The organism is Edaphosphingomonas laterariae (genome assembly GCF_900188165.1).
GTDB lineage: Bacteria > Pseudomonadota > Alphaproteobacteria > Sphingomonadales > Sphingomonadaceae > Sphingomonas_E > Sphingomonas_E laterariae.
Window position 1 is genome coordinate 55154 of the sequence record NZ_FZOS01000003.1, and the last position, 22219, is coordinate 77372.

Here is a 22219-nt window from a genome sequence, read left to right on the forward strand (position 1 = left end):
CGATCAGCGTTGCAGGCGGCGGGCGGCATAGGCTGCGTTGAGCAGCAATGCCCCCGCCGCCAGCAGATAGGGGATGGGCGGCGCGATCTGGTAGAGGCCGATGCCGATCGACGGGCCGAGGACGAACACGGCGCCGTTGATCGAGGTGACGCGGCCTGCGACCAGCCCCTGTTCGCGCGTGCCGACGGCGAGCGAGGCGCCGGCGGTGAAGCCCGGCCGCAGGAAACCGAAGCCGAGCGAGGCGAGTGCAAAGGCGACAGCCAGCCCGTGAATGTCGCTGGCGCTGGCGATCATCGCGCAGCCGGCGGCGGCGATCAGTGCGCCCCAGATCACCATCGCGCGCGGGCCCAACCGCAGGCGCGGGATGATGCCCCATTGGGCGAGCAGGGCGGCGGCGGCACCGGCCATCAGCACCACGCCGATCACCGGCTGCGCGGCGATGGGCGGCAATTCCAGCCGATCCATGACGAGGAAGCCGATCGCCTGGCCGGCCATCGCCTGCGCGTGGCCGGCGACGAGGCCGGAGATCATCCAGGGCAGGAGGCGCGGATCGGTCCAGCGCAGGCGTTCGCTGGTCTGTTCGTTGAGCGCGGCGATCACCGATGCGCCGCTGGGTTCGCCGCCGATGCTGGGTTCGGCGGTGGCGGCGCCGTGGACGCGCATGTCCGGGCCATCATCGGGCAGCAGCCGCCATGTCGCGACCAGCACCACCGCGCCCATCAGCGCGAAGATATAGGCCGGGCCGGCAAGGCCGACGACGGGCAGCATGAAGAAGGGGGCGAGCGCGGGGCCGAGGATCGTCCCCAGCCCGAAGGCGGAGGCGAGCAGGGTGAGCGCGTTGGTGCGTTCCGCCCGGCTGGTGCGCGATGCGACCAGCGCCTGCGCGGCCGGCGGGGCGGCCGCGCCGAGAAAGCCGTAGATCATCCGCGCCGCGATGAAGCCGGCAAAAGCGGGCAAGGCGGCGGCCCAGCCCGAAATTCCGGCGGTAAGCGCCAGCGCGCAGAGCAGCAGCGAGATGACGAAGCCGATCAGCCCGGTCAGCACCATGCGCTTGCGGCCCTGCCGGTCGGACCGTCGCGCCCAGCCCGGCGCGGCCAGCGCCCAGACCAGCGCGGAAAAGGAGAAAGTGAGCGCGATCACCGCATCGGGCAGCGCCAGCAGCCGGCCGATCGCGGGCAGCACCGATTGCAGCGCGGTGTTGCCCGCCGCGATGGTGAGCATGACGAGAAACAGCAGCGCGAAATCGCGCCGGGTGCCGGACATGTTCAACGATGCCATTGATAGTCCCGGCGAACCTCGGCGACGATCAGGTGATAATATTCGTACCAGCGCGCGCGGCCCTGTTCGCGGATCGCGGCATGTTCGGCATTTTTCCGCCAGGCGAGTGCGGCGGCTTCATCGGCCCAATAGCTGATGGTGATTCCTTCGCCATCGGTGGCACGCACGCTGTGGATGCCGACGAATCCCGGCTGGCGGCCGGCTTCTTCCACCATCGCCTGCGCGGCGGCATGATAGCCCGCGTCATCATCGGCCGTGCGGCGGTTGACGAAAATGACGGCGACGCAGCCTGCGGAAATATTTTCCATAAGAGGCTTAATAAGCGCGGCTTGCCGCAGGAGGGAAGGGGATCGCTTGCGTTTCCCCCGCAGTTTTGCGAACGGAACTTACTCCTATGTCGGTCTGTTGGAGCCTGCATGACTGTTTCTACCGGCGAAACTGCGCTGGCACGTACCCGCAAGGGCCGGCTGAACCCCGCCAAACTGGGTCCGCTCGGGATGTTCTTTCTGGGCTTCCTGAAGCATCCGGTGATGGTGGGATCGATCATCCCGTCGTCTAAGCGGCTGATCGACAAGATGTTGTCGCGCGTCGACTGGCAGAACACCAAGGTGTTCGTCGAATATGGCCCCGGCGTCGGCACTTTCTGCGGCCATATCCTTGAACGGATGGCACCTGATGCGACGCTGATCGCGATCGATACCAACCCCGATTTCATCGAATATCTGAGCGCGCGGATCACCGACTCGCGCTTCGTGCCCGTCAACGGATCGGCGGCGGACGTGCGCGCGATCCTTGCCGCGCAGGGCTTTGCCCACGCCGATTATGTGCTGTCGGGCCTGCCCTTTTCGACGCTGCCCGCCGGCGTTGCGCCGCGGATCGCCGGAGAGACCGCTGCCGCACTGCGCCCGGGCGGCGCGTTCCTAGTCTATCAGTTCAGCCCCAAGGTGCACGACTTCATCGCCCCGCATTTCGAGCAGATCGACCATGCGGTTGAATGGGTGAACGTGCCGCCGGCGCAGCTTTATTGGGCGTGGAAGGACTGAACGAAGCTGAACGCCAGCCTTCGCGCGGGTTCAGAAGCGGTTCAATCGCCCTGTGGCTTCATTCGAGGTAACATAATCCGTTACCCGGAGTGGGACATGGGCATGTTTGCCAAGCGATTGTCGAAAATCGGGCTGGTCGCCGTCGCGGGCCTCGGCCTCAGCGCGTGCGTCTATGACGATTATGGCTATGGCGGCGTTTCCGTCGGCTATGGCGGCGGCGGATATTATGACGATTATTACCGGGCTATTACGGCTACCCGTCCTACGGCTGGTATGACGGCTTCTATTATCCCGGCAGTGGCTATTATGTGTACGACCGTGGCGGCCACCGGCATCGGTGGAACGACGGCCAGCGGCGTTATTGGGAACAGCGGCGGCACCATGCGGGGCGGCCCGGCGGGCCCGGCGGGCCGGGCAGGCCCGGGCGTCCGGGTGACGATCACTGGCAGGGCCGACCCGATCGTCCCGACCGCCCCGGCAATGGCTGGGCAGGCCGCCCCGACCGGCCGGATCGCCCCGATCGCGAGGATTGGCGCAAGCGCCGGGAGGCGGCGCGGGGCGAAGGCGTGTGGGGCGCGGTGCCGCGCGAGAACCGGCCGCAGATGAGCCGCCCGCCCAATGCGGGCCGCCCGCAGCAAGCGATGCCGCGTCCGTCCAGCCCGCCGCGTGCGATGTCGCGCCCGGCAGCGCCGGCGCCGCGCGCGACCCCGCCGGGTGGCCGGGCGGGGCAGGCGATTCGCGAGAGCCGGGGCCGCGAAGGCCGCAACGTCAACGCGCGTCCTGATTGAGTTGGTCAGAGTGCTTTCGAGGCAGGTGGCATCACCTGCCGACTTGGAAAGCGCGGCAAACAAAAAAACTTAGAGCTTTCGAGCCGACGCAGTTGGATCGGAACCTGCTCTAAGGGCGGGGGCGCGCCCGCCTCCTGCGATGCCGAGCTGCGCTGGCATGACATATCGGTGACACAAAAAAGCCCGCCCCCTTCGCACCGGATAGCGCGAAGGGGGCGGGTGTTTTTTAGCTTAGTGAGCGGCCAGCATCGTGGCGAGGCGGCCCTGCGCGCCGCGGATCTCGATATCGCCGCCGCGTGCCCGCCGGCGCTGCCACCACTCGGTGAGCAGTTCGGCGCAGGTGTGATCGATCGACCGCAGCCCGCCGAGATCCATGTGGATCCGCTTGTCGGTGGGCAGCGCATCGAGCGCCGTCGACAGCTTGGGCAGCGAAACGAAGCTGGCGACGCCGGCAAGCTTCAGTTCGTGGCCATGATCATGCTCTGCCTCGGCGACGTCGAGCTTCAGCCGCTTGAGGTTGGGAATGACCTCGATGAGCGACAGGCCCAGGCCGACGAGCACGCCGGTGAGGAGATCGGTGGCCACCACCATCACCAGGGTCGCCGCCCAGATCACCGCCGGCAGCGGGCCGTGCGCGCGGAACAGGTGGCGGACATGCTGAAGGCTGACGAGCTTCCAGCCGGTGACGACGAGGATACCGCCGAGCGCGGCCATCGGGATTTCCCGCAGCAGCCACGGCAGTGCCGCGACGAGGCCGAGGATCCAGATGCCGTGCAGGACGGCCGACATCCGCGTCACGGCGCCGGCCTGCACATTGGCCGAACTGCGGACGATAACGCCCGTCATCGGCAATGCGCCGGCGGCACCGCAGAGCAGGTTGCCGACGCCCTGCGCGCGCAGTTCCCTGTTGTAATCGGTGCGTGCGCCATCGTGCATGCGATCGACGGCGGCGGCCGAAAGCAGCGTTTCGGCGCTGGCGATGAAGGCGATGGCAACCGCCGTCACCATCAGGGTCGGGCTCAGCATGCCGCTGAGATCGGCCATGGTGGGCGTGGCGATGGCCGCCACGATCGATTCCGGCACGTCGACCCGCGCCACATCGAGACCGATGAAATAAGCGGAGAGGGTGGCGACGACGACGCCGACCAGCGCGCCCGGCAGCAGCCGGAGCGAGGCAGGGCGAAGCTTGTCCCAGGCGAGCGTGCAGCCGATGGCGACGAGGCCGATCAGCAAGGCGGGCACGGCCGGATGGCCATCCGCCGGCCACAGGCCGAGGATGCGGCCGGGGATCGCGACCAGATTTTCCAGGCCGCTGGCGAGCGGCTTGGCATCGAACAGCACATGGAACTGGCCGACGACGATCAGCACGCCGATGCCGGCGAGCATGCCGTGGACGACGGCGGGCGAGATCGCCCGGAACCAGCCACCCAGCCGGAACACGCCGGCGAGGAACTGGATGATGCCGGCAACGACGAGGATCGGGCCGAGCGCCGCCAGCCCGTGCCGTTGCACGATTTCAAACACGATCACCGCAAGGCCCGCGGCCGGGCCGCTGACCTGCAGTGGCGAGCCGGCCAGAAGGCCGACGACGATCCCGCCGATGATGCCGGTGATCAGTCCCTTTTCCGGTGGCACGCCGGAGGCGATGGCGATGCCCATGCAGAGGGGCATCGCGACGAGGAAGACAACGATCGACGCGGTAAGATCCCGCGCGAACCAGTTCGCCGGCACCTGCGGATTGGCCATGGGGCTTACTCCGCAGCGACCAGCGGCAGCGTATCGGCGGCGCGACGCGGGCTGGCCGCGAGCGCGACCGGCAGCGGCTGATCATCGCGCAGTGGCAGGAAACGGCCGGTGGCGCCATCCAGACCCAGCACCGCACCGGCATGGATATCGACGAACCAGCCATGGAGCGCGATTTCGCCACGCGCGATGCCGGCGGCGACCGACGGGTGGGTGCGCAGATGCGCGATCTGGGCGACGATATTTTCCATGGCGACGATCCGCACGCGTTCATGCGGTTCGACATCGGGATAGCTTTCGTGCGCCACGCGCTGCGCGGCGTGCGAATGGCGCAGCCAGGCGGCGACGTTGGGCATGGTGTTCAGGCTGTCGGGATAGACCAGCGCCTTCATCGCGCCGCAATCCGAATGGCCGCAGACGATGATGTCGCGCACGCCCAGCGCCATCACGGCATATTCCACGGTCGACGAAACGCCGCCATTGGCGGTGGCGAAGGGCGGCACAATGTTTCCCGCGTTGCGGCAGACGAAGAGATCGCCCGGCTGCGCCTGCATGACATGTTCCGGCACGACGCGGGAATCGGCGCAGGAGATCATCAGCGCCTTGGGGCTCTGCCCGTCAGAGGCGAGCTTCGAGTAAAGATCGAGATTGCTAGGGAAAACCTGCTTCTCGAAATGGAAGACGCGCCCGATCAGCTCGTTCATCCTGTGTCTCCTTCAATTGAGGGGGTGAGACGGAATCCCACCCGATTGAGGAAGAACTTAAGGAGCCCCAGTTGCTGCGGCGCAGCGTTGGCGTAAGGAATTATTGCTGATCGGGCGTCGTCTTCGGCAGCACGATTTCGGCGCGCAATCCGCCTTCCTGACGGTTGACGAGGGTGAAGCCGCCGCCTTCGCGTTCCACCATTTGCGATACGATGGCGAGGCCGAGGCCCAGCCCCTTGGTGTTCCGGCTGCGCGCCGAATCCAGCCGGGCGAAGGGCTGGAGCACGTCCGCCATCGCATGGGTGGGGATGCCGGGTCCGTTATCTTCGACGCGCAGCACGATCCGGCCCGGCCAGTCCGACAGGGTGACGCGCACGTCATCGCCATAATGGATCGCGTTTTCGATCAGGTTGTTGATCGCGCGGCGGAAACCGTGGGGGCGGACCTGGGCTTCGAGGTGATCGGGGCCGTGATAGCTGACATGGTGGCCATGATCGGCCATGTCGTCGACCAGGGTGGTGATCAGGACCGCAAGATCGACACGGGCCGCGGCCTCCGGATCGGAATCGCCGCTGAGATAGGCGAGGACCGAGGAGATCATCTCCTCCATCTCGCCAATGTCGCGTTCCGACGTCTGGCGCAGTTCGGCGTCGCTGGACCCGTCGAGCCGGAGTTGGAGGCGGGCGAGCGGGGTGCGCAGGTCATGGCCGACGGCGGCGAGCGCCTGCGTGCGATCGGCGATCATCCGGCTGATCTGATCCTGCATGCGGTTGAATGCGCGGATGAGGTTGCGGACCTCGTTCGGGCCTTCTTCATGGACGATGACGCGTTCGCCCTTGCCCATGCTTTCGATCGCCTGGCTGAGCGTCTTGAGCGGCCGCAAGGTCAGCCGGACGAGCAGGCCGCCGACGACGGCGAGCGCGATCGCGGGCACCAGCGCGAGCACGATGCGGTTCAGCTGGAGGCCCCAGCCGGTGACCAGCCCGTGCATCTTGAAATGGATCCAGGTGCCGTCGGCGAGCACGATTTCACCCATCACGATATCGTGCCGGCCGGGCGAGGCGAGTTGCAGTTGCAGGCCGGCATTGGCGAGCGACGGTTCCCATTCGACCACCTGATCGCGCATGTTGCGCAATTCGGCGGCCAGCGCGCGCGGTTCGGGCGCGGTGCGCTGCCAGTGGACGGTATAGCGATCGGTGGAAAGATAACGCGCGATCGCCGGCCGTTCGGTCGGCGGCCGTTCGCCGACCAGTCGCTGCACGATCACCAGATGTTCCGCGAGCCGCCGGGCCTCATCCTCCTTGATCGAGAATTCGCCCGCGCGTTCATAGAGAAGCGTGCTGGCGGCGAATTCGATCGTCACCGTCAGCAGGATGATGGCGACGATCCGGCCAAGCAGGCCGAGCGACGGACGGGTGAGCATATCAGATACGCGCGACGCCCGCGTTCAGCATGTATCCCACGCCGCGCACGGTGATGATCGGCGCGGGCTTGTCATCCGCGGCGAGCTTGCGGCGCAGGCGGCTGACCAGCACGTCGATGCTGCGATCGGAGGAATCTCCGATCCGCGCGCGCGACAGTTCGATCAGCCGTTCGCGCGCGATGACGCGCTGCGGGTGGCCGAGGAAGCTGGCAAGCAGATCGAATTCCGCGCCGGTGAGCGGGATCATCGCGCCGCTGCGCGAATAAAGCTCGCGCCGGGCGAAATCGACGGTCAGGCCGTCGAACTCCGCCTTGTTGGACGGAACGGCGCGGCGCTGTTCCTCGATCCCGCCGCGACGGAGCACGGCGCGGACGCGGGCGACCAGTTCGCGCGTGCTGAACGGCTTGGCGAGATAATCGTCGGCACCGAGTTCGAGCCCGACGACGCGATCGGTTTCGCTGCCGCGGGCGCTGATGAAAATGATCGGCACGGTGCTGCGCTGGCGGATCGCCTTGCACAGATCGATGCCGCTGGTGCCCGGCAGCATGATATCGAGCAGGATCAGATCGACCGGGCCTGCTTCGAACGTCGCCCACATTTCCGGCGCGGTGGCGGCGGGGCGGACGATATAGCCGTTTTCCTGCAGCGCGCGCGCCGTCAGCGTCCGCAGGGGGGGATCATCTTCGACCAAGAGAATGGTAGGCGCCGTCATGACGGGCACCGCGAAGGGAACGGTGTGAGCATAGCCGACACCTAGGGACGGATCGCCAATCGTCAACGCGTGGCGGGCCGGTCAGACGCAATATTCCGACACATTGTGGCAGGGGCAACAATTCGTAACGACGCTGCGTGGGAGCGGACATATTCGGCCGCCGATCCCAAGAGGTTTGAAACGCTTGGGAAATATTTTGTAGGACTTTCGACGAGTGACGGAAGGGCGCGTGGGCGTGCGCGCCCTTGCCGATGAATGCTAGAATTCGATGCCGGCCTGCGCCTTCACGCCGTTGCGGAAGGGGTGCTTGACCATCGTCATCTCGGTCACGAGATCGGCCGCCTCGATCAGCTCGGCCGGCGCGTTGCGGCCGGTGACGACGACATGTTTCATCTCGTCCCGCGCGGTGAGCGTTTCGAGAATCTCGTCCACGGGCAGATAATCGTAGCGGAGCACGATGTTGAGTTCGTCCGCGACGACCATGTGATAAGCGGGATCGGCGATCATGCGCTTCACCTCCTCCCACGCGGTGCGGGCGACGGCGATGTCGCGGGCGCGATCCTGCGTGTCCCAGGTGAAGCCTTCGCCCATCGGCTTGAATTCGACGAGATCGGGGAAGGCATCGAAGATCGCCTTCTCGCCCGTCGCCATCGCGCCTTTTACGAACTGGACGACGCCCACTTTCTGCCCGTGGCCCATGGCGCGCACGACCATGCCCAGCGCTGCCGTCGTCTTGCCCTTGCCCGGCCCGGTGTGGACGATCAGCAGGCCTTTTTCGCGGGTCTTGGACGCGAGGATCTTTTCGTGCGCGGCCTGCCGCTTCTTCATCTTTTCGGTGTGGCGGGCCTCGGTGTCGTCCATGCGCTTCGCTCCTGCAACCAGCGGGCGGCGCCTGCCTTCATGGATCAGGAGGCGCCGAAACCCAGCTTGCGGCGCGTGGCATAAACGCCGGCGACGAACAACAGCCAGGGTAGGCCGACGATGACGGCGATGTTCCAGAACTCCGTATCGAACGCCATGGTGACGAGGACCGCGAGCAGCACGGCGAGCGCCGCCAGCTGGAGGACCGGGAAACAGGGCGCGCGGACGGGCAGGTGCGGTTCACCCACCCGCTGCGCGCGGAAACGCAAATGGGTGAAGAGGATCGCGATCCAGGTGAACAGCCCGCCGAACAGGGCGATGCCGACCAGATATTGGAAGGCGTTGGGGCTGGCCAGGGCGACCAGCGCGGCGATCAGCACCCCCGCGCTCGACAGCAAGGCGGCGCGGACGGGAACGCCGCGCGGGCTGAGGCGGCCGAAGGTGGCGGGGACATGGCCGGCGCGTGCGAGCGAGAAGATCATCCGGCTGGCCATGTAGAGGCTGGAGTTCATCGCCGAGAGCGCGGCGCTGAGCACGACGAAGTTCATTACATGGGCAGCGGCGGTGAAGCCGAAGCTGGCGAACACCTTCACGAACGGGCTCTGTTCGACGAGCTTCGCGCCGCTGGTCGTCCACGGCACGATCGCGATGATGATGCCGATCGACAGGATGTAGAAGAGGACGAGGCGGATCAGCATCGTCCGCATCGCGCGGGGCACGGATCGTTGCGGATCTTCCGCCTCGCCGGCGGCGACGGCGATCATCTCGATCCCGAAGAAGGAGAAGAGTGCGATCAGCACCGCCATCCAGACGCCCGCGAAGCCGAAGGGCAGCGGGCCGCCATCGACGAGATAATTGCCGAAGCCGGTGGCGGGCACGCCGACGCCGAAGATGCTGGCCAGCCCGAACAGGATGAAGGCGAGGATCGCGGCGACCTTGATCGCCGAAAGCCAATATTCGACCGTGCCGAAATTGCCGACCGCGCGCGTGTTCACCCACAAGACCGCCAGGCCGAAGCCCGCCGTGGACAGCCATATCGGCAGGCCGGGAAACCAATATTCCATATAATGGCCGATCGCGACGGCTTCGCTGCCGATCAGGATCACCATCGTCGCCCAATAGGTATAGCGCACGACGAAGCCGGCCAGCGGCGAGACATATTGTTCGGCATAGGTGCCGAACGATCCCGCCGTGGGGCTGGCGACGGCCATTTCCGACAGGCTGTACATCACCACCAGCGCGATCGCGGCGGCGATGATGTAGCTCAACAATACGCCCGGCCCGGCATAGCCGACCGCGATGCCGCTGCCCATGAACAGCCCGGTGCCGATCGCGCCGCCAATGCCGATCATGGTGAGCTGGCGCTGGGTAAGGCCGCGTTCCAGCCCGCCTTCGCGTGCGGCGGCTTCGCCAGGGGCGGGGGGGGCGGCGGTGGATGCGGCGGACGGCGTGGTCATGGCGGCGGGATCGGCGGTCATCTCATGCGTCATTGGGGGCCAGTTCTTTGTTGGGCGCGGGCGGGGCATGGCGTGGGGGCATGTGCCGATCGACCAGCATCACGCCGCCGGCGAGCGCCACCAGCGCTGTGCCGATCATCGCGAAGAAGAGCAGCGTGCCCTGCGGCAGGCCGAGCAGCACGCCCGCGCCGAAGGCGCTGAGGATCGCGCCGAGCCGGCCGATGCTGATCGAATAGCCGATCCCGGCCGAGCGGCATTCCACCGGGAAGACGTGGGCGGACAGCGCGAGCAGCATCACCTGCAGCGACAGCACGGTAGCGCCGGTGAGCGCCACCCCGGCGAGGATGGCGAGTGGCGAGGTGCCGGGCGTGTGCAGCAGCATCGCCCAGAAAGCGAGTGCGGCCATGCCGGCGATCGCGGTGGCGACGATCGTGACGCGTGATCCGACGCGCAGCACGATCCAGGTGAGCAGGAAGGAGGTGGCAACGCCCGCGAGGTTGAGGATCATCGATCCACGGATCGCCGCATCCATCGGGAAACCCGCCTTGGACAGCAGCACCGGCACCCAGCTCAACAGCGCATAGACCGCCATCAGCGAGGCGAAGAAGGCGATTCCCATGCCGATGGTGGAGCGGCGCAGCGCCGGACCGAATACGCGCCCGCTTTCGGCCACCACCGGCGGCGGCAGGAACGGCCCCGTGGCGGTGCCGCCGGCGCGGGCGATCAGGCTGGCGATGCGCGGCGCGGGCGCCCCGCGCTGGGCGAGCAGGATCGGCGATTCCGGCAGCGCGCGGAGCATGACGAGGCTGAGCAGCAGGGGAAGCGCGCCGCCGAGCAGGAAAGCGGCGGGCCAGCCATAAGCCGGGATCAGCCAGGATGCGATCGCGGCGCCGATGATGCCGCCGCACGGCACGCCGACCGAGATGACGGTGACGGCATAGTTGCGCGCGCGCGCTGGCATCCATTCGGCAATCAGCGCTGTCGCATTGGGCACCGCCGCGCCGAGGCCGAGGCCGGTGATGAAGCGGAGCGCGGTGAGGCTTGTGACATCGCGGCACAAGGCGGTGAGCATCGCGGTGGCGCCGAACCAGACGACCGCGCCGATCAGGGCCGGCCGGCGGCCGAAGCGATCGCCGATCCGGCCGCCGATGCTGGTGCCGAACGCCATCCCGGCGAGCGAGGCCGCCATCACCGGCGCCAGCGCAGCCGAGCCCAGTTTCCAGTCGGCCAGGATGGCCGGGCCGGCAAAGGCAGCGAGCTGGATGTCGAAACCATCGAGCAGGATGATCGCGCCGACGAGTGCGAGCAGGCGCCAGTGAAAGGCCCTGGGGGCAAGATCGTCGATCGCATCCTGAACTGGAACCGCCCCCATTTGCCTTATTCCCCCTTCGTCATCAGTCGCGTGGCGGCCAGGGCTTGGCGGGAACCCCCTTCTTCGGTTCACCGAGAAGCGGGCTCTTCAGCGCGTAGAAGCCATGGTTGGTGAACAGCCACAGGATGTTGCGATCATATTCGACGTAGGTGCCGTAGCCCAGATTGCCCTTCACATAATCGGGCGTTTCCTGATCGGTCGGAAAACGCGGGATATAATAAGCCGCAATCTTCGGATTGGCGGGATCCTGCACGTCGAACAGCTGAACGCCGGCATTGTAGAAGGCATAAGGCACGATGCCCTGCCGCGCCGTGCCCGGCTGGGTGAAATAGCCCGGCCGCTTGGGGCCGAAGCTGCCGCGCCGTTCGCAGAAATCCTTGAACGGCGCGTCCGCCGGCGGCGTCGGGCGCGGGAAGGTGGTGGCGATCTTCGGATTGTTCGGATCGCGCACGTCGATGGCGAAGATGTCCTTATAGGGTTCGAAGCAATCGTCGTTCATCGGATAGCCGTTCATGAACACGAAGCCGGTGCGTTCATACTGGCTGACGTCGATATTGTCGGCTTCGGTGCCGGCGAATTTCGGCACCATATCGAGATGGCTGATCACCTTGATTTCGGCGGGGTTGGAAATGTCCAGCACGTAGAAGCCGAGCCCGCCCATCGCCGCGAAGCCGAACTTGCCGCCCTTTTCCACGGGCTTGGGGATGAAGATCGGCATGCGCGAGCCCATCCACGAGGTGCGGTTGCCCGCGCGCGGATTTTTCAGATAGGCGTCCTCTTCCGCCTTCACCCCGACGATCTGGCCGGGGACCGAGAATTGGGAGAGGAATTTCGGGTTCTTCGGGTCCGACATGTCCCACGCCTGATAACCCGGCGAATAGAGATAATTGGGATATTCGGTAAGGGCGAAGCTGTCGTCCGGGGCGGAGGACAGGAACATATATTGCCCGCCGAACCAGGCCGGCACATCGAGCGAGCCGGAGCCCTGCTGGTGGCCGGGCTGGGCATCGGGATGCTTGTAATCGGTGGTGCGGGTGGCGATCCTTTCCCACTGATCGGGCAGCGGGCCGTTCATCACATAGACGTTGAAGCCCTTGTGATAGGGCCATTTGCGGATCTTATCGACGCCGTCAGGCTCGTTCATCTTCTCGTCGAAGATGCCGAAGCGCTGCACCTCGTTCGATTGCACCATGATATATTTGCCGAGCGCCTTGTTCCACTGGATCGACGCGGCACCGATCATTTCGCCGGCGGGGAAGGGGTTCACCGGATCGCCGCCGCCCTTGCCCGTCCAGCTCTGGCCCTTGGTGAGAAGCAGCTTCGCCTTGGCCGGATCGGTGATGTCGAACACCTTCAGGTTCAGCCGGTCATAGACGTAGAGATATCGCTTGCCGTTGAAGTCCGCGATGTTCTGCCATGTGTGGAAGGGCGACGGGACGTGCGGATAGAAGGCGATCACCTCCATATTCTTCGCGTAGGATTTCTGTTCCCAATGATCGAGCTGGCCGGGGAAGGGCGCGCGTTCCTCGTGCAGCGGCGTCGCCTTGGGGTGATGGAAGGCCCCGGTCTGCGGATCGATGCCATAATCCACGCCGGGCACGGGCATGGGTGGGCGCTGATCATAGGTCAGATCGTGCCAGGCCTTGATGATCGGATCGCGGATATCGACCTTGGCGGCCTCACCTTCCGCCGCCGATGCCGCGCCGGCGATGCCGGCGGCGGCCGCCATGGCCGCGCAGCCTGCCAGGATGGAGCGACGGAACGGGGATTTCGCGATCTTGCTCAACGGCTTTCTCCTTGGAGGCATGGCGGCAGGCTAGGGCTGTCGGATATAACTGGGAAATCCACTGTTGGTGCATGGTTATAGCGTAGTGGAATAACGGTCATGCGAACGCCAGGGGCCGGCGGATACCGGCGGCGCGCAGGATGGAATGGTGGACGGCGGCGGCCATCTCGCTCCCCGAAACGCCCTTCGCGGGCTGGCGGCGTTCGATGGCGAGGCGCGTGCCATCGCGCCCGAGCGCTTCGACCGTAAGTTCGAGATGATCGATCGCGGGATCGGCGATCAGCCGGGCGCGACAGCGATCGAGCCCCACCGTCGCCAGCGCGCAGGCCACCATCGCGTTGACATTATGGGGATAGCGCGCCGCGATCTCGCGCACGTTGCCATCGAACAGCAGCGTCGGTTCGGTTACCGTCGAGGGTAGCTGGCCAAGGCTGGCGGGCGGCTTGCGGAAGCTGATCGTCACATGATCCCACATCGCCTGCCATTCGAGCAGGCTATCCATGCCGACCAGCGCGCCATGGGCGATCAGCAGGGAGTGGCCATTGTCGCGGGCGGCCTGTTCCAGCCGTTCGCGCAGATCATCGTCGGCAAGGGCGGTGAGCGAGAGCGGCATATAATCGGCGATGGCGAGAAAGCCCTCGCCATGTCGTCGGGTGATTTCGGGGCCGGCCATCTCGACGATCAGATCCGGTGCGAAGCGGTGTGCGTCGGCAAGGTCATCGAGAATGCGGTCGGCCGGAATATCGCAAAGCCGGTCGCGGCTGCGATTGTGGACGAAGGCGATGTCGAGAGCGCCGGGATCGGCGGCGATGCGATCGTAAATCTCGGCACCGATGAAGCCGAAGCCGATCAGTCCGATACGCATCGCCGCCATCACCCGATCAATATTTCCACTTGAGCGTGGCGCCGTAGGTGCGCGGCGGGGCGTAGGAGACGAGCACCGATCCGATCACGTCCGACTTGCCCGTTTCGTAGAGATTGTCGGTGAGGTTCTTGCCCCAGATCGTGAATTCCCACCGGCGATCGGTGGTGGCGAAGCCGATGGCGGCATTGAGCACGCCCACCGAATCCTGGTGCAGCCGTTCGCTGTTTTCGTTGTCGAAGTAGAAATCGTCGGTCCAGCTATAATCCGCGTTCAGGATCACGTCGAAACGGTCCGACACGGGGATCGCGGCGTCGAGCCCGACGCTGAATGCGTTTTCCGGCGAACGCCGCAGGCGGTTGCCCTTGAGGTTGGTGGGGATCGGCACCGAGCAGAAGCAGCCCGGATCATAAGCGAGTTCGGTGCTGATCAGATCGCCGGTGATCTTGGCGTCCATATAGGTGTAGTTGGCGAACAGGGTGACGCCGGGGAAGGGCACGACAGCGGTTTCAAGCTCGATGCCCTTCACCCGCGCCTCGCCGGCATTGGCGATCACATTGTCGGCCGGCAGGTTGGGATCGAAGATCACGAATTGCTGGGTCTGCAGATCGGTATATTCGGTCCAGAAGCCGGTGATGTTGAAGCGCAGACGGTTATCGAGCCAGGTCGTCTTGGCGCCGATTTCATAGTTCCACGCATATTCGGGATCGTAGGACAGGCGCGCTTCACCGGGGTTGGTGGCGTTCTCGCCATTCCAGCCGCCCGATTTATAGCCCTTGGAAACGAGGCCATAGAGATAGGCGTCCTCGGTCGCCTGCCAGTGCAGGTTGACGCTCGGCGTCCACGCATCCCAGCTCCGCTTGTCGGACGCGGAGAAGGCGCGGGTGAAATTGCCGTTCTCGTCCTCGAACTCGGCACCGAGGAAATCGCCGATGGTTTCGCGATAGACGGAGAATTTCTTCTCGTCCTTGGTGTAGCGGATGCCCGCCGTCAGCCCCAGCGTCTCGGTGAAATCATAGGTGCCTTCGATGAAGGCGGCATAGGTGTCCGATTTCAGCCGGGTTCCGGCGATTTCCTCGCCCTGCGCGAAATAATCGACGAAGATGTAGGTGGCATGTTCGACGCGATCGACGGTCTCATGCTGGTAATAGAGGCCGGCGAGCAGGTTGAACGCGCCGTCGAAATCGGTGCGGAAACGGAATTCCTGCGAGAAGCTCTTCGACTTCTCATCCTTGTCGTTGATGTAATAATCGTCGTTGAAGGCGTCGCGGTCGATGGCGCCGAAATCGATCCGGCCGTCCGGTCCGTAGATTAGTTTGGTGAAATCGATGAAGCTGCCGGCATCGTTGTTGACGGCCGCGAAGGTGCCTTCGCGATAGGCGGTGATCGAGGTGAGCGTGCCGGGGCCGAAATTATAGTCGACCGTCAGGTGGACGCCGCCGAGATCGGCATCCTGCCGCCCGTCGATATTGTTGGGCCCGCGCCGGGGATCCGGGTTCACGAAGGGGATATTGTGATCCGACGGGATCTGGATATCGACCCAGCGCCCGGTGCCGCGCCGCCGGGTGAGATCGCCGGTCAGCAGGATGTCGAGATCCTCGTTCGGCTGGTAGCGCAGCTGGCCGAGGATGCCGAAGGAGTTGAGATCCTCGATATCGTTGCCGGTAAAGGTGTTGAAGGCATAGCCGTCGTGCCGGCGGCTGACCGCCGCGATGCTGCCGGAAAGGCCATCGGCAAGCCCGCCGCCGGCATGGGCCTTCAGCTCGAACGAGTCATAATTGCCGAAGCCGACCTGGCCGCCGGCGCGGAATTCCTGCGTGGGCTTGCGCGTCACATAATTGATCGCGCCGCCGACGACATTCTTGCCGTAGAGCGTGCCTTGCGGGCCGCGGACGATTTCGACGCGGTCCATATCGACCAGCTCGATCGCGGTGCCCTGGGCACGCGGCAGATAGACGTCGTTGAGGAAGAAGCCGATGGCGGCGCTCGATGCCGCGCTTTCGATGTCGGTGCCGATGCCGCGCAGGAAGATATTGGGTTCGGTGACGTTATCGGGGTTGATCGTGAAGCCCGGGATGCGGCCGGCGATCTCGTAAAATTCGTCGATGCCCGCCTTGTCGAGCGCATCGCCGCTGAGCGCGGAGACGGAGAGCGGGGTCGACTGAAGATTTTCCTCGCGCTTGCGGGCGGTGACGATGATGTCGCTCAGGCCGGTTTCGGCGGCGGTTGCGCCGGCCGTGCTGTCCTGCGCCAGTGCGATGTTCGGGATGGTGAGGCCGGCCACTGTCCCCAGCAGCAATGCCATGCGATTCCGGTGGGAAATATCCGCCACGTTGTGAGCCCCCTTTTTCTACAGCAACGAACCACTGGCAGAATGCCGCGTCGCCTCTCTGTCGGGCGTTGGCGGCGTTCCTCCGTCAGCCAGTGGCTCCATCGAGGGGGAGCCTATGGTGTATGGTCATATGTGAGTAATAATATTGTAATGCCCTATTATGCCATTTTGCGATAATGCAGATTGCCATCGAGCGACGCCGATCATTTTCTTAATGATATGAAAAGACGACATTTTGTTGAGGCAAATGTCGCCGGGGCAGGGACGCGCTTACAGGCCGGCAGGACATGCCAACCCCCAAGCTGTAACCGGCGCGCGCAAGCCAGACAATCCCGGCGAGCGGGCCCGCCGGGATCATTTTTTCAGGGGACGGAACGGGCCGCCGTCGATCAGCCTTCGTGGAAGCAGACGACCTTGGTGTGCGACATTTCGCGGACCGCGAAGCGGACGCCTTCACGCCCCATATTACCCCGCCTGGCGCCGCCGAAGGGCATGGCGTCGAGGCGGTAATCGGTGGAATCGTTGATCATCACGCCAGCTGCCTGCAATCCGCGCGCGGCGTGATGCGCGTCGCGCAGGCTGGCGGTGAAGATCGCGGCATGGATGGCATGGTCCACCGCATTGGCAGCGGCGATCGCATCGTCGAGATCGGCATAGGGAAACAGGCTGACGATCGGGCCGAAGGCTTCCTGCCGCACGATCCGCGCATCGGGTGGGGCCTGTTCGAAGATGGTGGGCGGGAAGATCGCGCCGTCGCGCCGGCCGCCGGTGCAGACGCGCGCGCCGAGCGCCACCGCCTCGTCCGTCCAGGCGGCCATGCGTTCGGCCTCGCCGACGGCGATCATCGGCCCGATATCGGTGGCCGGATCCATCGGATCGCCGACCACCATCGCCTCGGTAGTGGCGACCATGCGGTCGCGGAAGGCGGCGTAGATCGACTGGTGGACGAAGATGCGCTGGACGCCGATGCAATTCTGGCCCGCGGCCCAGAAGGCGCCCGACGCGCAGGCATCGGCCGCCTTGCCGATATCGGCATCGGCCGCGACGATCACCGCCGCATTGGCGCCGAGTTCCATCGCGATGCGCTTGATGCCGGCGGCGCGGGCGATCGTCTCGCCCGTCCGCGCACCGCCGGTGAAGGAGACCATGGCGATATCGGGCGAGGCGACGAGCGCGGTGCCGAAATCGCCGCCCCGGCCGGTGAGGAGGTTGAGCGCGTCGGCCGGCAGCCCGGCGGCGAGCAGCAATTCGGCCAGCATGATCGCGGTGAGCGGTGCCTGATCGGCGGGCTTCAGGATGACGCTGTTGCCAGCGGCGAAGGCCGGCCCGAGCTTGTGGCAGGCGAGGTTCAGCGGATCGTTGAAGGGCGTGATCGCGGCGATGACGCCGACGGGTTCATAGACGTAGAAACCATGGCGCGTCTCGCCCCCCGGAAAGCTGTCGAACGCGATGGTTTCGCCGGAAAGACGGGTCGCTTCCTCGGCCGACAGGCGCAGCGTGTTGACGGCGCGCGACACTTCCTTGGTGGCGGCGCGGATGATCTTGCCGGTTTCGGCGGTGATCATCGCGGCGAAGCGCGCCGCGTCTGCCGCGAGCATATCGGCCGTGCGGTGCAGGATGGCCGCGCGCTCGCCGGTGGTGAGCGCCGCCATCGCCCGCTGGCCGACGAGCGCGCTGGCGATGGCATCGTCCACATCCGCCGGGGTGGCGCAGGCCACTTGCGCGATCAGGCTGCCATCATAGGGATTGCGCACGTCCATCCGGGTAGCGCCGTCCCGCCACGCGCCGGCGATATGCAGCGAAGGGCGGACGACGGCGTGCGCTGGCGCGTGGGCAGGCGGCTGCGCGAGCATCAGGGCTTGTCCTTGTGGAGGACGAGCCCGTCATATTCGCGGCTGTCGAGCAGGGCTTCGACGATCACCGGGCCGTCCGCAGCGAAGCCATCGACAAGGGCGGCGCGCAGGGCATCGGGATTGTCGACGGTGACGACGGGCACGCCGAACAGCGAGGGGCCGCCGATCGTGCCTTCGGGCCGGACCGGGGTTCCGTAGATCGGATTATGCTTCTTTTCCTGCTTGATGCGGATGAGCGCGAGATCATTGTCGGTGAAGACGAGGATGACGATGTTGAGCTTTTCGCGGACCGCCGTCGCCAGCTCGCCCACCGTCATCAGGAAGCCGCCATCGCCGACCACGGCGCAGACCGGCGTATCCGGCCGGCAGAGCTTGGCGGCGATCGCGGCGGGCAGGCCGAAGCCCATCGACGACCAGCCGTTCGACATGAGCTGGGTACCTGGCGCGGGCGTGGGCCATTTCTGGCCGATCAGATGGGTGTGGGCGCCGACATCGCAGGCCATGATGCCATCCTGCGGCAGCACATCGCGCAGCACATCCAGCGCGGCGCAGGGGCCGAAGCGGTTGCTGTCGGGCGCCAGCCGGCGGAAGGTTTCGGCCTTGCGATCGGCGACGGCGGCGAGATCCCAGTCGCGGGGCGCGGCATCGAGCGCGAGGAGTGCATCGAGGCTGGCGGCGATATCGCCGGTCACATCGGCCGCAACGGGATGCTTTGCGGCGTCGATATCCAGCGGTTCGACGTCGATATTGGCGATGGCGAGGCCGTCGCGCATCCAGCTTTCGAGGTTGAATTCGACCGGATCATAGCCGATCGCGACCACCAGATCGGCCTCGGCATGGGTCTGGCCGACGACGTCGCTCAGCGCGTGGAACAGCACGCCGGCATAATGGCCATGGCCTTCGGGCACGAGCCCCTTGGCCATCGGCGTCAGCACGATCGGCAGGCCGAAACGCTCGGCAAGCGCGATCACCTTGTCCCCCACGCGGGCATGTGCGGCGCCGAGGCCGACGGCGAGGATCGGCTTGCGGGCGGCGGTGAAGGCGGCGATCAGCGCAGCGATGGCATTCGTGGATGCCGCCGCCGGGGGCGTGGCGGCGATCGGGCCGGTTGCGGCTGGCGTCGCGGGGGCGGCGCTCAAGCCGACGGGCAGGCCGACATGAACCGAACCGGGGCGCCCCGAAAGCGCGACCTTCGCGGCTTCGGCCAGCATGTCGCTCACCTTGTCGGCTTCGAGCCGCGTCGTCATCTTGGTGATGGGGGCGAACAAGGCCTGATGGTCGATCCCCATCTGGGTGACGCGGCCGCGCATCGGGGCCGTCATCTCGTCGCTCAAGGCGATCAGCGGCGATCGATCGAGAAGCGCGCCGCCGACGCCGGTGGCGAGGTTGGTGGCGCCGGGCCCGAATGTCCCGAAGCAGACGCCCGGCACGCCGGTCAGCCGGCCGCAGACATCGGCCATGAAGCTTGCGCCGCCTTCATGGCTGGTCAGCACGAAATCGATGCCGTCGGTGGTGCGCAGCGCCTCCATATAATCGACCCAGCCGCCGCTCGGCACGCCGAAGACGTGGCGCACCCCCATGTCCCGAAGCGTGGTGACCAGCGCCTGCGCTACTGTCGTTTCCGTCATGCCCTGTCCCCGGTTCGTCAATTGGTTGGTGCGGTATAGCCCGCCGCGTTGCTGTGCGCGCTGCGCCGGACGCCGCGTATGCCGCAGGCGGCGAGAAAGCTCAGCACGCTATCGTTGAATTCACCCGGCCGTTCGAAGAAGACCGAATGGCCGGCATCGACCTCGACCAGATAGGAATTGGGCACGCGCGCCTGCGTCCGTCGCACGGCTTCGACGGGGAAGAGGATGTCGGCCGATCCCGCCAGGAACAGCAGCGGCGCGCCATTGCCCACGGCTTCGGGCGCGATCCGCGCGGGCCAATCACCCGCCAGCGTCTTGCGATCGACGCGGTTGAAGCTGGCGATCGCGCTGTAGAGAGCGGCCTGCACGGGGTTGGCGGCGCGGAAATCCGCATCGAGAACGCGATCGAGCTGCGCCAGATCGGCGGTGGCGGCGCGCGCGGCATCCATCAGCGGCGCGACGTCTTCGCCCTCGGCAATCGCGTGGAGCGACGAGGCGATGACGAGCGCGCGGACGCGATCGGGATGGGCGGCGGCGAAGCTGATGCAGGTGCCAGCTCCCATGGATTGCCCCACCAGCACCGCCTGTTCGATGCCGAGATGATCGAGCAGCGCCAGCAGATCGCCGGCGAAGGCGGTGCGGCCGGCATTTTCCACGTCGGTGGAGCGGCCGAAACCGCGATGATCGAAGCTGACGACGCGGTAGGACCGGGCGAAGACCGGAACCTGCTGATACCAGCTGGCATGGTTGCCGCCGATGCCGTGGGCCAGCACGATGGCCGGCCCTTCGCCCTGATCTTCGTAGTAAAGCTCGTTCTGGCCGATGCCGATGACGGGCATGGAACCTCCTTTTTGGATATCAGACGACGCCCATGATGCGGCTGAGTTCGACGACATGATCGCCAAAGGCCGGCAGGTCGCGGGTGACCGATGGATCGCGCGGGCGGGGCAGATCGATGCGGAGATTCGCGATCAGCCGGCCGGGCCGTTCGGACAGGACGAGCACGCGATCGGACAGCAATACGGCTTCGGCGATGCTGTGGGTGATCAGCACCACCGTCTTGCGATCGCGCTGCCACAGCCGCAGCAGTTCGACGTTAAGCCGATCGCGGGTGAGGGCATCGAGCGCGCCGAACGGCTCGTCCATCAGCAGCACGCGCGGGTTCTGCATCAGCGCCTGGCCGATGGCGACGCGATGCTTCATCCCGCCCGACAGTTCGTGGGGATATTTATCTTCGAACCCGTTGAGGTTGAGGAGGTCGATCATCCCGGCGACGTCCGCGGCGGCGGCCGCCGCCTGGCCGTGGCGGATTTCCACGGCGAGGGTGAGGTTCTTCCTGACGGTCGCCCATGGCAGCAGGTTCGATGTCTGGAATACGACGCCGACATCGTCGCGCGGGCGATCGATGGGGGCATCGAACATCCGTGCCGAACCGGTGTCGAAACCATGGAGGCCGGCAAGCACGCGCAGCAAGGTGCTCTTGCCGCAGCCCGACGGGCCGATGATCGAGATGAATTCGCAATCGTCGATCGCGATATCGACATCCTCTAGCGCCTTGGTGCCGCCGGGGCCGCCATAATATTTGGTCAGATTTTCGACGCGGATCGCAACGCCCATCAGATTGCCCGCCACCAGATGAATTTGGACAGAAGCTCGACCACGTAGAATAAGGCGAGCGAGAGCAGCGTGACCGCGAGCAGCGCCGCGAAGGTGAGCGCGGTCTGCGACGATCCCGTTGCGGTGAGGATGACGTTGCCGAGCCCGTTGTTCGATCCGACGAATTCGCCGACGATCGCGCCGATCACGGCGAGCGGCATGGCGACCTTGCAGCCATCCATGAAGTTCGGCATCGCGGCGGGCACCTGCAGCCGGCGGAACATCGTCCAGCGGCTGGCGCCCAGCGCACGAAAATGCTCCTCCAGATTGGATGGCACCCCGGCAAGCCCGCCGAGCGTGGCGATGACGATCGGGAAGAAGGCGAACAGGAAGGCCATCACCAGCTTCGATCCGAAGCCATAGCCCAGCCACACCACCATCAGCGGCGCGAGGCCGATCTTGGGGATGCTCTGCAGCGCGATCACCATCGGATAGAGGGTGGAGCGCGCGATCGGCACGACGTGGATGGCGGCGGCCAGCAGCACGCCGAGCAAGGCGGCGGCGATGAAGCCGGCCAGCACTTCGCCCAGCGTGACCAGCCCATGTTCGAGCAGCAGGCCGCGCGCGTCCCAGAAGGCGGTGGCGATCGCGCTCAGGGAGGGCAGGAGATAGGGTTTGACCTCGAACCAGCGGACGCCGAATTCCCACGCCAGGGCGACCAGCAGGAAAAAGGCGGCGGCGACCAGCGGGTTGGATCGCGGCGCGGCGGCCCTGGCCATGA

General features: G+C 66.0%; 19 protein-coding genes. 2 read left to right on the forward strand and 17 right to left on the reverse strand.

Annotated elements, in window-relative coordinates; all coding sequences use genetic code 11:
- Window positions 1-3 precede the first annotated feature (3 nt).
- Together CHB74_RS04130 and CHB74_RS04135 are read right to left on the reverse strand one after the other, a co-directional pair.
- Window positions 4-1278 carry an MFS transporter gene (locus CHB74_RS04130; protein ID WP_089218357.1) on the reverse strand — a complete coding sequence of 425 codons (1275 nt, stop codon included), beginning with the start codon at window positions 1276-1278 and terminating at the stop codon, window positions 4-6.
- Window positions 1266-1586: an antibiotic biosynthesis monooxygenase family protein gene (locus CHB74_RS04135; protein WP_089218358.1), complete on the reverse strand. Its 321-nt coding sequence runs from the start codon at window positions 1584-1586 to the stop codon at window positions 1266-1268. The genes CHB74_RS04130 and CHB74_RS04135 overlap by 13 nt, the downstream gene beginning before the upstream one ends.
- A 108-nt stretch (window positions 1587-1694) precedes the next feature.
- Here CHB74_RS04135 and CHB74_RS04140 point away from each other — a divergent pair, with 108 nt between their 5' ends.
- Together CHB74_RS04140 and CHB74_RS22370 are read left to right on the forward strand one after the other, a co-directional pair.
- A complete protein-coding gene (locus tag CHB74_RS04140; RefSeq protein WP_179220712.1) occupies window positions 1695-2321 on the forward strand; it encodes a class I SAM-dependent methyltransferase in 627 nt (208 codons plus the stop codon).
- Window positions 2322-2629: 308 nt separating this feature from the next.
- The gene (locus tag CHB74_RS22370; RefSeq protein WP_245842604.1) at window positions 2630-3109 is read left to right on the forward strand and encodes a hypothetical protein; all 480 of its coding nucleotides are present in this window, start codon (window positions 2630-2632) and stop codon (window positions 3107-3109) included.
- Window positions 3110-3340: 231 nt separating this feature from the next.
- Here the strand turns inward: CHB74_RS22370 and CHB74_RS04150 are convergent, their stop codons facing one another.
- The 15 genes from CHB74_RS04150 to CHB74_RS04220 form a co-directional block, all read right to left on the reverse strand.
- Window positions 3341-4855, reverse strand: coding sequence for a SulP family inorganic anion transporter (locus CHB74_RS04150; RefSeq protein ID WP_089218359.1), 1515 nt, complete (start codon window positions 4853-4855; stop codon window positions 3341-3343).
- 5 nt (window positions 4856-4860) lie between these two features.
- Window positions 4861-5556 (reverse strand): carbonic anhydrase, encoded by a 696-nt coding sequence (locus CHB74_RS04155; protein WP_089218360.1) that lies wholly within the window; start codon window positions 5554-5556, stop codon window positions 4861-4863.
- Between the two features lie 100 nt (window positions 5557-5656).
- Complete coding sequence (locus CHB74_RS04160; protein WP_089218361.1) at window positions 5657-6979, reverse strand: ATP-binding protein; 1323 nt, start codon at window positions 6977-6979, stop codon at window positions 5657-5659.
- Window position 6980: 1 nt separating this feature from the next.
- On the reverse strand, window positions 6981-7691 hold the full coding sequence (locus CHB74_RS04165; protein ID WP_089218362.1) for a response regulator transcription factor: 711 nt from the start codon (window positions 7689-7691) through the stop codon (window positions 6981-6983).
- Window positions 7692-7949: 258 nt separating this feature from the next.
- Entirely contained in the window at window positions 7950-8552 is a 603-nt protein-coding gene (cobO, locus tag CHB74_RS04170) for a cob(I)yrinic acid a,c-diamide adenosyltransferase (protein ID WP_089218363.1), read from the reverse strand.
- A 44-nt stretch (window positions 8553-8596) separates the two neighbouring features.
- Window positions 8597-10042, reverse strand: coding sequence for an amino acid permease (locus tag CHB74_RS04175; RefSeq protein WP_245842606.1), 1446 nt, complete (start codon window positions 10040-10042; stop codon window positions 8597-8599).
- Window positions 10032-11381, reverse strand: a complete 1350-nt coding sequence (locus CHB74_RS04180) for an MFS transporter (RefSeq protein ID WP_089218364.1) — start codon at window positions 11379-11381, stop codon at window positions 10032-10034. The genes CHB74_RS04175 and CHB74_RS04180 overlap by 11 nt, the downstream gene beginning before the upstream one ends.
- 22 nt (window positions 11382-11403) lie before the next feature.
- Window positions 11404-13167, reverse strand: coding sequence for an LVIVD repeat-containing protein (locus CHB74_RS04185; RefSeq protein WP_245842607.1), 1764 nt, complete (start codon window positions 13165-13167; stop codon window positions 11404-11406).
- 97 nt (window positions 13168-13264) lie between these two features.
- Window positions 13265-14041 (reverse strand): aspartate dehydrogenase domain-containing protein, encoded by a 777-nt coding sequence (locus tag CHB74_RS04190; RefSeq protein ID WP_089218366.1) that lies wholly within the window; start codon window positions 14039-14041, stop codon window positions 13265-13267.
- A 7-nt stretch (window positions 14042-14048) separates the two neighbouring features.
- Window positions 14049-16334 carry a TonB-dependent receptor gene (locus tag CHB74_RS04195; RefSeq protein WP_089218367.1) on the reverse strand — a complete coding sequence of 762 codons (2286 nt, stop codon included), beginning with the start codon at window positions 16332-16334 and terminating at the stop codon, window positions 14049-14051.
- Between the two features lie 416 nt (window positions 16335-16750).
- Entirely contained in the window at window positions 16751-18214 is a 1464-nt protein-coding gene (locus CHB74_RS04200) for an aldehyde dehydrogenase family protein (RefSeq protein WP_089218368.1), read from the reverse strand.
- Complete coding sequence (locus tag CHB74_RS04205; protein WP_089218369.1) at window positions 18214-19842, reverse strand: thiamine pyrophosphate-binding protein; 1629 nt, start codon at window positions 19840-19842, stop codon at window positions 18214-18216. The genes CHB74_RS04200 and CHB74_RS04205 overlap by 1 nt, the downstream gene beginning before the upstream one ends.
- 17 nt (window positions 19843-19859) lie before the next feature.
- Complete coding sequence (locus tag CHB74_RS04210) at window positions 19860-20681, reverse strand: alpha/beta fold hydrolase (RefSeq protein WP_089218370.1); 822 nt, start codon at window positions 20679-20681, stop codon at window positions 19860-19862.
- A gap of 19 nt (window positions 20682-20700) precedes the next feature.
- On the reverse strand, window positions 20701-21474 hold the full coding sequence (locus CHB74_RS04215; protein WP_089218371.1) for an ABC transporter ATP-binding protein: 774 nt from the start codon (window positions 21472-21474) through the stop codon (window positions 20701-20703).
- Window positions 21459-22217: an ABC transporter permease gene (locus tag CHB74_RS04220; protein ID WP_089218372.1), complete on the reverse strand. Its 759-nt coding sequence runs from the start codon at window positions 22215-22217 to the stop codon at window positions 21459-21461. The genes CHB74_RS04215 and CHB74_RS04220 overlap by 16 nt, the downstream gene beginning before the upstream one ends.
- Window positions 22218-22219 lie beyond the last annotated feature (2 nt).